This window comes from Roseinatronobacter monicus, assembly GCF_006716865.1.
Taxonomy (GTDB): Bacteria; Pseudomonadota; Alphaproteobacteria; order Rhodobacterales; family Rhodobacteraceae; genus Roseinatronobacter; species Roseinatronobacter monicus.
Genome location: NZ_VFPT01000001.1, coordinates 1,474,782 through 1,488,136 on the forward strand (window position 1 = coordinate 1,474,782; position 13,355 = coordinate 1,488,136).

Sequence of the window (13,355 nt, forward strand, 5' to 3'; positions counted from 1 at the left end):
GGGGCAAGAGGGGGGCCATTGCCCCCCTTTTCCATTTCCGTCGATGCAAGGAAAATGAAATCGTTTTTTATTTTGCGCGAATAACGGAAAGCTGAAATCGTTATTCACCTGATGAAAAACGCTGAATGCGGCACCCTCAGACCGGATTGAGCAATGCGCGCCCCTCGATATGGGCAATGGCATTCTCAACCGCCATCAACCCCATCTCTTCGCGCACATCCAAGGCGGCGGTGCCAAGATGCGGCAGCAGGGTCACGTTTTGCAATTTGCGCAGCGCATCGGGCACCTGTGGTTCTTTCTCATAAACGTCCAGACCCGCACCCCCAATCGTGCCCGCCTCCAAAGCTGCGATCAGGGCGGCCTCATTCACGACATCCCCGCGCGCGATATTGATCAGATGCGCATGCGGGCGCATGGCGGACAGCTCTTGCGCGCCAATCAGATGACGTGTCTCGCCGCCACCCGGCACGGCCAGAACCACGCAATCGGATATGCCCAACAGCTCGTCCAGTGATCCAACCTGTCGCGCGGGCATATCCAGCGCTCTAGCCGAGCGGTTGTGGTAAACGACATCCATGCCCAGTCCGAAATGTGCCCGCCGCGCAATTGCTTGCCCGATCCGGCCCATGCCGACAATGCCGCAGGTCTTGCCACCCAGATGCAGGCCCAGCATTTGGGTCGGGTGCCAGCCGGTCCATTTGCCTGTGCGCATAAGCCGCTCGCCCTCGGCGGCGCGGCGCGCGGACATCAGCATCAGCATCAGCGCAATATCGGCGGTCGCTTCGGTCACAGCACCGGGGGTGTTGGTGACGGCGATGCCTGCGGCACGCGCAGCGGCCACGTCGATATGATTATACCCGACACCAAAATTCGCCAGCAAGCGGCAGCGCGCATCTTCCATCCCCTCGAAAACCTCGGCCGAGAACTGGTCGCCCAAGGTTGGCAGGACCACGTCATACAGGACCAAAGCGGCGCGCATCTCGCCTTTCTTGAGAGGGGCGGTCTGCGTGCGCAGGGTCACATTGAAATGCGCCTCTGCCGCGCGCAGTACTTTTTCGGGCAGGGCGCGGGTGATGTAAAGTTCGCTCATGTGTTGCGCCTTTAATGCATTCGCGTGCCGGGGGGCACGTCATGGTCAGGGGCCAGCAAGCTGATCTGGCCCTGAGAATCGTTTGCGCCCAGAACCAGCACCTCGGACATGAACGGCCCGATCTGGCGGGGCGGGAAATTCACCACAGCCATGACCATGCGCCCGACAAGCCCGTCTGGGGTATAGAGGTCCGCAATCTGGGCAGATGATTTCTTGATGCCGATGTCCGGCCCGAAATCCACCCACAGCTTGATCGCGGGTTTGCGCGCCTCTGGGAAAGGTTCGGCGCGTGTGACCTTGCCCGCACGGATATCGACCTTCAGAAAGTCATCGAAACCGATGTGATCGCTCATTGCGCCAATTCCCGAGAGCGCGCGGCAGCAGCCGCAACGGCGCGGGCCATCAGGGGCGACAGGCCCGTGTCAGCATCCATCAGCACCTCCAACGCGGCGGCGGTTGTCCCCTTTGGGCTGGTGACATTGATGCGCAACTGCTCTGCTGTCTCATCCGCGCCTGCTGCAAGCTGGCCTGCACCTATGACGGTTGCACGTGCAAGCTGCATCGCCAGATCGGGCGCAAGGCCCGCATCGGTGCCCGCTTGCGCCATCGCCTCGATCATGTGGAACACATAGGCGGGACCAGAGCCGGACAGCGCTGTGACGGCATCCATTTGCGATTCGTCCTCCAGCCTGACAGTCGCGCCGACTGCTGCCAGCAAACCTTCGGCCAGTTCCATATGTGCCGGTGACACCTTGTCATTGCCAATCAGCGCCGTGATCCCGCAGCCAACGGCAGCGGGCGTGTTGGGCATTGCGCGGATGATCGGGGTATCGTGCCCCAAAGCCTGAGAAAAGCGGGCCAGAGATGTGCCTGCGGCAATCGAGATGAACAAGGTCGTGCCATTGCCCAAGGCTTGCAGACCGGGCAGGGCATCGCCCATCATTTGCGGCTTTACGGCGAGAATTGCGACGGCTGGTGTTGCGGGCAGTTCGCCATTCAGGTGTGCGCCCGTGTTGCGCACCCAATCTGACGGGTTAGGATCGATGATATGGACGGATTTTGCAGGCACACCGCGCGCCAGCCACCCTGCAAGCATGGCAGAGCCCATTTTGCCACATCCCAGAAGCACCATGCCGTTGCGGGCAATCTGGTCAAATTCCATACGCACTATCCCTGTCCTGATCTGTCCCTTTGTCACGCCGGGACGTCAAAGGGTCAAGGGGCTGTGCGTTTCATGCGCGGCCAACCGCTTCGGCCAATGCCATTTCCAGTGCTGCGGTCGGGCTGTGATTTGCCCATGCGACAAGCTGGAAGGCGGGGTAGAAGCGCTCTGCCGCCATCAGGGCTGCGGTAATCATCCGCTCGATCTGCTCCATATCGGCAGGCTGATCTTCGGCCAGAAGCAGACCATAGCGCCACACCATCAGGCGCTGCGTTTCCCAAAAGCTGAACGCGCCAGACCAGACCATGTCATTCGCGCGGCTGATCGTTTCATAGATGGCGGGCATGGCACCTTCGGGCGGGTCCATTTCGAAGGTGCAGACCAGTCGCAGCATGTTGTCGCGCGGGGCCAGTGCAAGGCTGATCGAGTAGGTGCGCCATTGCCCCTCGACGGCCATGGCGATCTGGTCCTCGTTCATGCGGTCAAAGTCCCACGCATGATGTTCGGCCAAGGTTTCCACCATGTCGATCGGATGCAAGCTGTCTGATGAAAGGTAAAACTCTGCTGCTGACATACCCACCCCTTTGTGTTGGCTGTGTCCGGCACCGCTAGACACAGATAAGACCGCAACAATTTTACGCGCTTGAGTTAACGCATACTAAATATGGTGTGCCGAAACAATCGATCTGTAAAGGAAAATCGTATGCGCCCAACAGAAAGCTGGGGATAACCCTGCAACCTATCTGCCGATCAATGGGTGATTGTGCTGTTTTCCATGCGGGCAAAAGAAAAGGGCGCGCCCAAGGCACGCCCTTTCAAAAGCGGTAGGTTTATTGGTTACTCTTGCTGGCCCATGAACATCAGCAGGAACTGGAACATGTTCAGGAAGCTGATGTAGAGCATGAGCGCGCCATCGACTGCGGCTTTGTCCATCCAGTCCTGATCGCCACTTGCGGCGTGGGCGACATATTCGCTTTTGATGGTCTGTGTGTAGAAAGCTGTCAGACCTGCGAACACCAAAATGCCGATTGCAGAGATGGCGAACATCATCGCCGGGCTTTGCAGGAACAGGTTGATGATCATCGCCACGATCAGACCGATCACACCCATAATCAGGAATGTGCCCATGCCGGACAGGTCTTTCTTGGTGGTGTAGCCATACAGGCTAAGGCCACCGAAGGCGATGGATGTCACCAGAAAGGTTTGCGTGATCGAATAGCTGGTGAACACCAGAAAAATCGAGCTGAGTGACAGGCCAATGGCTGTTGCAAAGATGAAAAAGCCAAGCTGCACACCAGCAGGCGATGCGCGGCGCATCAGCGCGCCCCAGCCAAACAGAATAAAGGCCAGCGGTGCGAACATGATGACCCAACGCAGCGGCGACATGTAGATTGCGCCGCCAAGTGTGTTCAGCATCGTGCCGTTTGGCAGTTCTGCAACGGCCATGCTTGGGTCGGTTGTGGTCGCAAGACCGGAAATGGCCCAAGCCGCAGCCGCTGTAATCAGCATGCCGACCGACATGGTCCCGTAAACTTTGTTCATGTGGGCGCGCAGGCCCGCATCGATCTCAGCGGCGCGGGCGCCACTGACGCGCTGCGTACGCATCGTGTTGAAGTCTGCCATACTTACCTCCGTAAATGGACGCAGATCGGGGAGCCCCGAACTGTCTTGCGCTTAATATCGTCAAGTCCTGCGCAGGTTTCAAGCATTTCCGGAGTGAAATAGACGGGAATTGACCTTAATCCCCAAATTTGCCTGCACAGTGTTCATCCTGCGAGCTCAATTACAACTTTTCCGGTCGATTTTCGACTGCGCAACAGCTCAAACCCTTCTGCAACCTGATCGAGCGGCAAAACATGGCTGACATGGGGGTGCAGGCGTCCTTGTGCATACCAGTCCATCAGTTGCGACAACGAGTCGGTCAGGGTCTGGGGGGCAAATTTAAGGTAGCCGCCCCAATAGAGGCCAATGACTGTCAGGTTTTTGACCAGCAAAATATTCGCCGGAAATTGTGGCACCGTGCCGCCCGCGAATCCGATTGTCAGGAATCGCCCTTCGGGGCGCAGGGAACGTAGGGCGGGTGTGGCGAGAGGTTCTCCAATCGCGTCATAAACCACATCGACACCGCCTGCGGCCTTGAGTTCCGCGCGCAGGTCCAGCCCTTCGCTGTCAAGACAGATGTCTGCGCCTGCTTTGCGCGCGATGTCCAGCTTCTCGGGGCCGCGCGCAACTGCAATCACGCGCGCACCCATCGCCGCACCGATTTCGACCGCCGTCAAGCCGACCCCGCCAGCCGCGCCGAGCACCACAAGGCTTTCACCTGCTTGCAGGCGTGCGCGATTGTTGAGGGCGAGGTGCGAGGTTCCATAGGCAACAAGAAACCCTGCCGCCTCGGTAAAGGGCATAGCGTCGGGGATGGGCACGCAGCAATTGGCGGGGCAGCAGACCTGCTCGGCCAGCCCGCCTTTGCCCGTGAATGCTGCAACCCGCATACCGGGGCGGAGAGTCTCGACACCGGCGCCGACAGAGGCGATGGTGCCCGACACTTCCATTCCCATGACAAAGGGCAGCTCTGGGCGTTCCTGATATTGCCCCCGCGTCATCAAGAGGTCTGCAAAATTCAGCCCGCAAGCCGCCACATCAATCACCACCTGTCCCGCAGCGGGCAAGGGGCGATCAACCTTGGCGATCTGGGGCATTGTGTTGGCTTCGGTCAGCAAAACCGCTTTCATCTGGAGATCCTCTTGGTCGAAAAGTGAGTGTTTGCCGAGAGCGCAGGAAAGCGCAAGCCATCCTGCATCTGAAGTTTCGCAATGCGCGATGCTTGCCCTAGACGCATTCGCAAATTGCGTTGCATTTTGCAAAGATGCGGTTCGGGCTTCGTAATTTCTTTCCTTGAAGACCTGAACCCCTCACAACCTGCGTATGAGTTGGTGCAACAGGAATCGCGTGTAAGGACTGTGAGCAACTTTGTGTAACGGACGACTTATCGAGTGATTGTCGGGATAGATAGCGTTCTGGCCAATCGAGTGGAAGCCCATTTTATTGAGTTGAAGCTGAGCGACATTTAGAGGTGGAGAGAAAAAAATATGACACATTTGGTAGATTCACATGTTGGGCAGAAAATCAGGCAGCGCAGATGGATGGTCGGTATGACCCAGCAGCAGCTTGCAGAAGCTGTCGGCATTAAATTTCAGCAGATTCAGAAATACGAAACTGGAATGAACCGCGTATCGGCGTCCAGATTGTGGGATATCTCGCGCGCTCTAGGTGTCTCGGCAAGCTTCTTCTTTGAGGGGTTGTCTGAGGGTTCAGAGGAAGCCCACGCCGATGATCAGGTCATGCAGCAAAAAGAAACGCTTGACCTGCTGCGCAGCTACTATGCCATTCCCGAAGGTCAGAGAAAGCGGTTTTTGCATCTGGCACAGTCACTTGGAGATTTTAGCGTAGCGTCTTGATGCGCATTCGAATTTTATGACATAAAAATTTTTAACAACGGCAGATCCTGGATCTGCCGTTGCTTTTCATTGTGAGGGCTGTAATTGAGGCGGTCATACGCAACAGATAGTGGACCTGCCCAATGCCTGACGATCGGCGAACGCTGTCGCAACACGCTGTGGTGCTTGAGCAAATCGAAACGCTTGCCGATCTGGCGCGCGAGGCGATTTTACCTTGGTTCCGCAGCCCGGAGTTGGGCGCAGCAAACAAGACTGCCGAGGGTTTTGATCCGGTGACACAGGCGGACCGCGCCGCAGAACAAGCGCTTCGCGCATATCTGCAAGAAGCGCGCCCGCTGGACGGCATTTTGGGCGAAGAGTTCGGGCCAAAAGCCAGTCAATCGGGCCTGACTTGGGTCATCGACCCGATTGACGGCACGCGCGGGTTTCTGGCCGGAACGCCCTGTTGGGGGGTTCTGATCGCCTTGGCTGATGTGGACGGGCCTTTTCTAGGGGTAATTGACCAGCCGTATATTTCGGAGCGCTTTCTGGGCGGTCTGGGGCAAGCATGGGTTGACGGGCCGCAAGGGCGCAAAGCCTTGGCCACCCGCACCACGCCCAATCTGGGTGATGCGATTCTCTTCACCACATTTCCTGAGATCGGCACCACGGCAGAGCAGGCCGCTTTCAAACGGGTTGAGCAGAATGTCCGTCTGACACGCTATGGCATGGATTGCTATGCCTATGCGTTGCTGGCCGCAGGGCATGTCGATCTGGTGATTGAGGCGGGGCTGAACCCCTATGACATCGCCGCGCCAATCGCGGTGATAGAGGCGGCAGGCGGCATTGTCACCGACTGGCACGGCGCGCGCGTTGGCGAAAATGGGCAGGTGATTGCAGCGGCAAATGCCGAACTGCACGCACAGGCGCTTGCATTGCTGCGCGGATGACACCCAACGGGCGGCGGGCAAGATCTCTTTAGCGCGATGTCTCGGCAATCGCGGATGTGATCATCGCCAGACAGTCCGGCGTCGAGAACCGGTGATCGGCATCCTTGACCAAGGTCAGGCGCATATCGGGGCAAGTGGCATGATCGAGCAGGCGCAGCGGGACCGAGGTTTCCACAGCCTCGTCATCAGTGCCCTGCATCAAGCGGACGGGAAATGGCAGGTTCAATGCGGTGCGCAGCACAAGCTGCATTTTGCCGTCCTCGAACAGGCGGCGCGTCAGGATATAGGGCGTGTCATCATAGGCGTTGGGCACGCTGGTCTGGCCCTGTTCCAGAATCTCTGCGCGCTGCGCATCACTCAGTCCCGGCCACATGCTGTCCTCAGTAAAATCAGGGGCGGCGGCGATGCCGATCAGGGCATGGACACGCTTTGGCACGCTGCGCGCAAGCAGCAACGCGATCCAGCCCCCCATCGATGAGCCGACAAGTATTTGCGGCCCGCTGGTCAGTTTGCTGAGTGCCTCTAGCGCATCTTCGGTCCAATCGCCGATGCAGCCATCTTCAAAGCGGCCAGAGCTTTGCCCATGTCCGGTATAGTCAAACCGCAAAAAGGCGCGCCCCTGTTTCTTTGCCCAGTCTTCCAGAAATACGGCTTTGGTGCCTGACATATCCGACATGAAGCCGCCCAGAAACACGATGCCCGGCCCGTCCCCGTCAGTTTTGTGATAGGCCAGTCGGTGCCCCACGCTTGTGTCCAGATACTCAACCATTGCCCAACTCCTTCAAGCCACTTGCCGCCAGCGCGCCGCCGGCGGCCATACAGGCGAATAATGCCATCGTAGCCCCTGCACCGGCAAGGGCTGCAAGGGCACCGAACACGCCACTGGCCAGCAGGATCACCCCGATGACCGTATTCGCAATCGCGGTATAGATGGCCCGGCGGTCCTGTCCAACCATGTCGACCAGATATGTTGCACGCCCCAGCCGCACGCCCTGATGCGCGATCATCAACCCGAACAGTGCCACAGGCATGGCCCAGATCGTTGCCGCAAGGTCTGTGGCCGAAAAGACCAGCGTCAGCGCCATTGCTGCCGCGCCGCAAATGCCTGTCCAGATCAGCACTTGCCGCGAGGATTTGTCTGCAAGCCGACCCCAGACGTAGCTCGACAGCAATGCCGCCAGCGCCGAGGCCAGCACCAGCGCGCCCAACCCCTCCAGTGCGGTGCCGCCATCGCCAGAGGCCAGCACCACCAGATAGGGCGGGGCCAAGGCGGTCGAGGTCAGAAGGCCGCGCGCCACGATAAAGCGGGCAAGCTGGCTGTCTTCGCGCAGGTAGCGCAAGTTGGCGAGCGCTGCGGCAAACCCGTTCGCGCCACCCGATTGCGCGCCCTTATCCTCGGCCAGCCCTGTGAACACCAGCCCTGACAGCAGCCACGCCCCGGCTGCCAGCGCAACTGCACCCAGTACAATCCCCGCCCGCATGTCGGAATAGAGAATCAGCACCAGCGCAAATATAATCACAACCATCGCCGACCAACTGCCCGCAACGCCTGTGACTGTGCCGCGCTGGCCCTTGTCGATGGTTTTGCCCAAGACATCCTTATACGCGACGGACGCGACCGAGCGTGACAGCGCCAAAAGTGTCAGGCCCAGCAGAATCACGCCACCCGCCGCACCGCCTTGCAGCACCAATGCCGCTGCCAGAATAATGGCGGCACCAAGCCCCTGACCGATTGCGGCGGCAGCCCATACCCATTTGCGCTGCGCCATCGCCCTGATCCGCGCTGCGGTGAACAGTTGCGGCAGCAATGCGCCTGCTTCGCGGATCGGCACCAAGAGCCCCACCAGTGCAGTGGGCGCGCCCAGATGGGTCATCAGCCAAGACAGGACAAGTTTCGGGTCTGCCAGCCCGTCGGCAGATTTGCTCAGCCCAAGGGCCAAGGCGTGCCGCATGAAATTTTGTGGCTGATGGTTGCAGGCTTCATCCGAGATGTCGCGGCACATACGCCCATCATCCTCGCTGACCAGCATGTTATAGGCCAAACGGACTGCGGGGCGGGGGGTGTGCATGTAACATCTCCTTGCGGCGCCACTTTGGCAAAAGAGTATAACGATGTCAGCTTGACTTTCGTTCCCTCCAACGTCAAACCCTGCGCCACATAACCCGCAACCGGGCGTTCCGTGGGCGCCAAAACGACGAGGAGCAAGGCCTATGGCCCAGATTTCCCTAACATTTCCCGACGGCAATGCGCGCGACTATGACGCAGGTATCACCCCTGCCGAGGTCGCGGCCAGCATTTCCACATCCTTGGCCAAAAAGGCCATCTCCGCCACAGTTGACGGCGCGCATTTCGATCTGCAATGGCCGATCATGGCGGATGCCAGTATCGCTATTCACACCATGCAAGATGACGCGCAAGCGCTGGAGTTGATCCGGCACGATCTGGCGCATGTCATGGCGCGCGCCGTGCAGGAAATCTGGCCGGACGTGAAAGTCACAATCGGCCCTGTGCGCGACAAGGGATGGTTCTATGACTTTGACCGGGCAGAGGCGTTTGTGCCCGAAGATCTTGCGCAGATTGAAGCGAAGATGCGCGACATCATCAATGCGCGCGATCCGGTGCGCACCGAGGTTTGGGAGCGTGCGCGCGCAATCCAGCACTACAAAGACGTGGGCGAGCCGTTCAAGATCGAGTTGATCGAGCGCATTCCCGAGGGCGAGCCGCTGCGCATGTATTGGCACGGGCCTTGGCAGGATTTGTGCCGTGGCCCGCATTTGCAGCACACTGGCCAGTTGCCCGCCGATGGGTTCAAGCTGATGAGCATTGCCGGGGCGTATTGGCTGGGCGACAGTTCGCGCCCCATGTTGCAGCGCATTTACGGCGTGGCCTTCAAGAATCGCGTGGATTTGAAAGCGCATTTGACCATGCTGGAAGAGGCCGCCAAGCGCGACCACCGCAAGCTGGGCCGCGAGATGGACCTGTTTCACATGCAGGAAGAAGCGCCGGGTCAGGTGTTCTGGCACCCGAATGGCTGGTCGATCTACACCAATCTGCAAGATTACATGCGCCGCAAGCAGCGCGCCGATGGCTATGTGGAGGTGAACACACCGCAGGTCGTCAGCCGCAAGCTGTGGGAGGATTCGGGGCATTGGGACAATTATCAGGAAAATATGTTCATCGTCGAAGTCGAGGAAGAACATGCCAAGACCAAGTCGATCAATGCGCTCAAGCCGATGAACTGCCCCTGTCATGTGCAGGTGTTCAACCACGGTCTGAAATCTTACCGCGATCTGCCGCTGCGCATGGCCGAGTTCGGCGCCTGCAACCGCTACGAGCCTTCGGGTGCGTTGCATGGCATCATGCGGGTGCGTGGCTTCACGCAAGATGACGGCCATATCTTCTGCACCGAAGACCAGATCGAGGCGGAATCGAAGAAATTTATCGACTTCCTGTCAGCGGTCTATGCCGATCTGGGCTTCGATCAGTGGCGCATCAAACTGTCCACACGCCCTGAAAAGCGCATCGGCAGTGACGAAAGCTGGGACCGTGTCGAGGCAGCACTTGGCAATGCCTGCAACGCTGCGGGCCATGATTACGAGCTGTTCCCCGGCGAAGGTGCCTTTTATGGCCCCAAGCTGGAATTCGTACTGACCGACGCAATCGGGCGCGACTGGCAATGTGGTACGTTGCAAGTCGACCCGAACCTGCCCGAACGGCTGGATGCGGAATATGTCGCGGCTGATGGCAACAAACACCGCCCCGTCATGCTGCACCGCGCTGTTCTTGGCAGCTTCGAGCGGTTTATCGGCATTCTGATCGAAAACAGCGCTGGCAAGCTGCCTTTCTGGCTGGCCCCGCGTCAGGTGGTGGTTGCCTCGATCATCTCGGATGCGGATGACTATTGCCGTGAAGTGGCCGAGGCGCTGCAAGCGGCCAGAATCCGGGTCGAGCTGGACGTGCGCAACGAGAAAATCAACTACAAGGTGCGCGAGCATTCCGTGGGCAAGGTGCCGGTCATTCTGGCGATTGGCGCGCGCGAAGTCGAAGAGCGGACAGTATCGGTGCGCAGGCTTGGCAACACCCGCACAGAGACGCAAGGCCTTGATGAGATGGTTGCGGCTTTGCAGGCAGAGGCAACGCCGCCAGATTTGCGGTGAGGTACGCCATCAGACCGATGAAAAAACCCCGGCAAATGCCGGGGTTTTTTGTGTCTAATGGTGTCAGGCGCTGGCCTTGGACTGACGCTTGCGCTCATTCGGATCAAGGAAGCGCTTGCGCAGACGAATGGCGTTTGGTGTCACCTCAACCAGTTCGTCATCGTCGATATAGGCAATGGCCTGTTCCAGTGTCAGAATGGTAGGCGTCGTCAGCTTAACCGCGTCATCCGTGCCGGAGGCCCGCACGTTGGTCAGCTTCTTGCCCTTCAACGGGTTCACTTCCAGATCATTTTCGCGGCTATGCTCGCCAATGATCATGCCCTGATAGACCGGCTCTTGTGGGTGAATCATCATGCGGCCACGATCTTCCAGATTCCACAGCGCATATGCGACAGCCGTGCCATCTTCCATCGAGATCAGGACACCCTGACGACGTCCGGGAATGGACCCTTTATAAGGTGCCCATTCATGGAACACGCGGTTCAGAACACCTGTGCCGCGCGTATCGGTCAGGAATTCGCCGTGATAGCCGATCAACCCGCGTGACGGCACATGCGCGATGATGCGGGTCTTGCCGACACCTGCCGGTTTCATTTCCGCCAGATCGCCCCTGCGTGGGCCGGTCAGTTTCTCGATTACGGTGCCGGTGTATTCGTCATCAACGTCAATCGTAACTTCTTCAATGGGTTCCAGTCGCTGGCCGCCCTCATCGCGCATCAGCACACGGGGGCGCGAGATGGACAACTCGAAGCCTTCGCGGCGCATGTTCTCGATCAACACGCCCATTTGCAATTCGCCACGACCCGCAACCTCAAAGGCTTCGCCGCCCGGTGTGTCGCTGATCCTGATGGCCACATTCAACTCTGCCTCGCGCATCAGCCGCTCGCGGATGACGCGGCTTTGCACCTTGGAGCCGTCGCGCCCGGCCAGCGGCGAATCATTGATCCCGAAGGTCACGCTGATGGTGGGCGGGTCAATGGGCTGAGCGGGCAGGGCGGTGTCGACCTCCAGCGCGCAGAGTGTGTCGGCGACCGTGGCCTTGGACATGCCTGCCAGAGTTACAATATCGCCTGCTTCTGCTGCGTCGATGGCAGACTGGCCCAGACCGCGGAACGCCATGACCTTGGTCACGCGAAACTGCTCGATCTTGGCGCCGTCGCGCGTCATGGCCTTGATGGTTTCGCCCGCTTTCAATGTGCCGGATTCAACGCGGCCCGTCAGGATGCGGCCCAGATAGGGGTCTGCGGACAGCGTGGTTGCCAACATGCGAAACGGCTCTGCGCGGCGTTCAACCTGCGCTGGTGCAGGCACATGCTGGACCACCAGATCAAACAGCGCCGACATGTCCTTGCGTGGCCCGTCCAATTCGACATCGGCCCAGCCATTGATCCCGCTGGCATAAAGCACAGGGAAATCAAGCTGTTCATCAGATGCGCCCAGATTGGCGAACAGGTCGAACACTTCATCAAGTGCACGGTCAGGCTCGGCTGCGGGTTTGTCGACCTTGTTGAGCAGCACGATGGGGCGCAGCCCCAGTGCCAGTGCTTTCGAGGTGACGAATTTGGTTTGGGGCATTGGCCCCTCGGCGGCGTCGACCAGCAGAACGACACCATCGACCATCGACAGGATACGCTCAACCTCGCCGCCGAAATCGGCGTGGCCGGGAGTGTCGACGATATTGATGCGCGTGTCTTTCCATTCGACCGAAGTTGCCTTGGCCAGAATGGTAATGCCACGTTCGCGTTCCAGATCATTGCTGTCCATCGCGCGCTCGGTCGTCGATTGATTCTCTCGGTAGGTGCCCGATTGCTTCAACAGCTCGTCCACAAGTGTGGTTTTGCCATGGTCAACGTGCGCGATGATCGCGATATTGCGAAGAGTCATAAGTCATGCCTTTTGATGCTGCGCCGCCGCATTACCCGATTGCGCGTCCTGTGGCTAGCCCCCAAGCGCGTTACGTCCCGATATAGCGGTCGCGCCGGTGGTTAATTGCCAGAATGGCATTCAGCACTGCCGCGCCCAGCAGCGACCATAGCACAAGATCGGGGTCCAAGACCAGAAGCGCTACGGCAAACAGCACCAGATCGAACGCAAGCTGCACCCAACCTGCGCGCCAGCCAAGGCGTTCTTGTAAATCAAAGGCGACAATCCCGACCCCGCCAAGGCTGGCGCGGTGACGAAAGATTGCCAGAAGTCCGGCACCGGCGATCAACCCGAACAGTATCGCGGCCACTGCGGGATGGGCGGGATCAACCTGCACAAGATCCTCGATCACCAGTGACACTGCCGAGATAAGGGCGACCGACAAGAATGTCTTAATCGTGAAGGCCGCACCCAGCCGCCACCATGCCAGCGCGTAGAACGGAATATTCACAACAAAGAACACCACCCCGAAGCTGTAGCCCGTGATATACGCAATCAGCACGGCAAGCCCCGCCGTCTGGCCGGTCACAAGACCGGCACCGGTCAAGATCAGGACGCCAAAGGCGCACATGACAGCGCCAAAGACCAAGCCTTGAGCATCTTCCAGCGCTGTGTGTGTAGAGGCAGTTGTCACC

The 13,355-nt window shown here is 59.1% G+C and carries 13 protein-coding genes; 3 read left to right on the forward strand and 10 right to left on the reverse strand.

The annotated features are described in order from the left end of the window. Nucleotides 1–136 precede the first annotated feature (136 nt). The 6 genes from BD293_RS06955 to BD293_RS06980 all read right to left on the reverse strand — a co-directional run bounded on the left by BD293_RS06955 (nt 137) and on the right by BD293_RS06980 (nt 4,984). Complete coding sequence (locus BD293_RS06955; protein WP_142080469.1) at nt 137–1,090, reverse strand: 2-hydroxyacid dehydrogenase; 954 nt, start codon at nt 1,088–1,090, stop codon at nt 137–139. An 11-nt stretch (nt 1,091–1,101) separates the two neighbouring features. Next, nucleotides 1,102–1,443, reverse strand: coding sequence for a tRNA-binding protein (locus tag BD293_RS06960; protein ID WP_142080470.1), 342 nt, complete (start codon nt 1,441–1,443; stop codon nt 1,102–1,104). Continuing rightward, nucleotides 1,440–2,252, reverse strand: coding sequence for a pyrroline-5-carboxylate reductase (gene proC, locus BD293_RS06965; protein ID WP_142080471.1), 813 nt, complete (start codon nt 2,250–2,252; stop codon nt 1,440–1,442). Before proC ends, BD293_RS06960 begins: the two co-directional genes overlap by 4 nt. A 70-nt stretch (nt 2,253–2,322) precedes the next feature. Beyond that, nucleotides 2,323–2,826: a type III secretion system chaperone family protein gene (locus BD293_RS06970; protein WP_142080472.1), complete on the reverse strand. Its 504-nt coding sequence runs from the start codon at nt 2,824–2,826 to the stop codon at nt 2,323–2,325. Between the two features lie 263 nt (nt 2,827–3,089). Then, nucleotides 3,090–3,875 (reverse strand): Bax inhibitor-1/YccA family protein, encoded by a 786-nt coding sequence (locus tag BD293_RS06975; RefSeq protein WP_142080473.1) that lies wholly within the window; start codon nt 3,873–3,875, stop codon nt 3,090–3,092. Nucleotides 3,876–4,018: 143 nt separating this feature from the next. Beyond that, nucleotides 4,019–4,984, reverse strand: coding sequence for an NADPH:quinone oxidoreductase family protein (locus BD293_RS06980; protein WP_142080474.1), 966 nt, complete (start codon nt 4,982–4,984; stop codon nt 4,019–4,021). A 357-nt stretch (nt 4,985–5,341) separates the two neighbouring features. Here BD293_RS06980 and BD293_RS06985 point away from each other — a divergent pair, with 357 nt between their 5' ends. Both BD293_RS06985 and hisN read left to right on the forward strand, forming a co-directional pair. Then, a complete protein-coding gene (locus BD293_RS06985) occupies nt 5,342–5,710 on the forward strand; it encodes a helix-turn-helix domain-containing protein (RefSeq protein ID WP_142080475.1) in 369 nt (122 codons plus the stop codon). A gap of 122 nt (nt 5,711–5,832) precedes the next feature. Then, complete coding sequence (gene hisN, locus BD293_RS06990; RefSeq protein ID WP_142080476.1) at nt 5,833–6,639, forward strand: histidinol-phosphatase; 807 nt, start codon at nt 5,833–5,835, stop codon at nt 6,637–6,639. Nucleotides 6,640–6,667: 28 nt separating this feature from the next. Here hisN and BD293_RS06995 read toward each other — a convergent pair whose 3' ends face one another. Further along, nucleotides 6,668–7,408 carry an alpha/beta hydrolase gene (locus BD293_RS06995; RefSeq protein ID WP_142080477.1) on the reverse strand — a complete coding sequence of 247 codons (741 nt, stop codon included), beginning with the start codon at nt 7,406–7,408 and terminating at the stop codon, nt 6,668–6,670. Continuing rightward, nucleotides 7,401–8,708 carry an MFS transporter gene (locus tag BD293_RS07000; RefSeq protein WP_142080478.1) on the reverse strand — a complete coding sequence of 436 codons (1,308 nt, stop codon included), beginning with the start codon at nt 8,706–8,708 and terminating at the stop codon, nt 7,401–7,403. The genes BD293_RS06995 and BD293_RS07000 overlap by 8 nt, the downstream gene beginning before the upstream one ends. Before the next feature lie 142 nt (nt 8,709–8,850). Here BD293_RS07000 and thrS point away from each other — a divergent pair, with 142 nt between their 5' ends. Further along, complete coding sequence (gene thrS, locus BD293_RS07005) at nt 8,851–10,797, forward strand: threonine--tRNA ligase (protein ID WP_142080479.1); 1,947 nt, start codon at nt 8,851–8,853, stop codon at nt 10,795–10,797. A gap of 63 nt (nt 10,798–10,860) precedes the next feature. Here thrS and typA read toward each other — a convergent pair whose 3' ends face one another. Both typA and BD293_RS07015 read right to left on the reverse strand, forming a co-directional pair. Then, on the reverse strand, nt 10,861–12,681 hold the full coding sequence (gene typA / locus BD293_RS07010) for a translational GTPase TypA (RefSeq protein WP_142080480.1): 1,821 nt from the start codon (nt 12,679–12,681) through the stop codon (nt 10,861–10,863). 70 nt (nt 12,682–12,751) lie between these two features. After that, a complete protein-coding gene (locus BD293_RS07015; RefSeq protein WP_142080481.1) occupies nt 12,752–13,354 on the reverse strand; it encodes a YitT family protein in 603 nt (200 codons plus the stop codon). Between the last annotated feature and the right edge of the window lies 1 nt (nt 13,355).

Coding starts and splice junctions, on each gene's coding strand:
- BD293_RS06955 (WP_142080469.1), bottom strand. CDS start 1,090: ATGAGCGAACTTTACATCACCCGCGCCCTGCCCGAAAAAGTACTGCGC.
- BD293_RS06960 (WP_142080470.1), bottom strand. CDS start 1,443: ATGAGCGATCACATCGGTTTCGATGACTTTCTGAAGGTCGATATCCGT.
- proC (WP_142080471.1), bottom strand. CDS start 2,252: ATGGAATTTGACCAGATTGCCCGCAACGGCATGGTGCTTCTGGGATGT.
- BD293_RS06970 (WP_142080472.1), bottom strand. CDS start 2,826: ATGTCAGCAGCAGAGTTTTACCTTTCATCAGACAGCTTGCATCCGATC.
- BD293_RS06975 (WP_142080473.1), bottom strand. CDS start 3,875: ATGGCAGACTTCAACACGATGCGTACGCAGCGCGTCAGTGGCGCCCGC.
- BD293_RS06980 (WP_142080474.1), bottom strand. CDS start 4,984: ATGAAAGCGGTTTTGCTGACCGAAGCCAACACAATGCCCCAGATCGCC.
- BD293_RS06985 (WP_142080475.1), top strand. CDS start 5,342: ATGACACATTTGGTAGATTCACATGTTGGGCAGAAAATCAGGCAGCGC.
- hisN (WP_142080476.1), top strand. CDS start 5,833: ATGCCTGACGATCGGCGAACGCTGTCGCAACACGCTGTGGTGCTTGAG.
- BD293_RS06995 (WP_142080477.1), bottom strand. CDS start 7,408: ATGGTTGAGTATCTGGACACAAGCGTGGGGCACCGACTGGCCTATCAC.
- BD293_RS07000 (WP_142080478.1), bottom strand. CDS start 8,708: ATGCACACCCCCCGCCCCGCAGTCCGTTTGGCCTATAACATGCTGGTC.
- thrS (WP_142080479.1), top strand. CDS start 8,851: ATGGCCCAGATTTCCCTAACATTTCCCGACGGCAATGCGCGCGACTAT.
- typA (WP_142080480.1), bottom strand. CDS start 12,681: ATGACTCTTCGCAATATCGCGATCATCGCGCACGTTGACCATGGCAAA.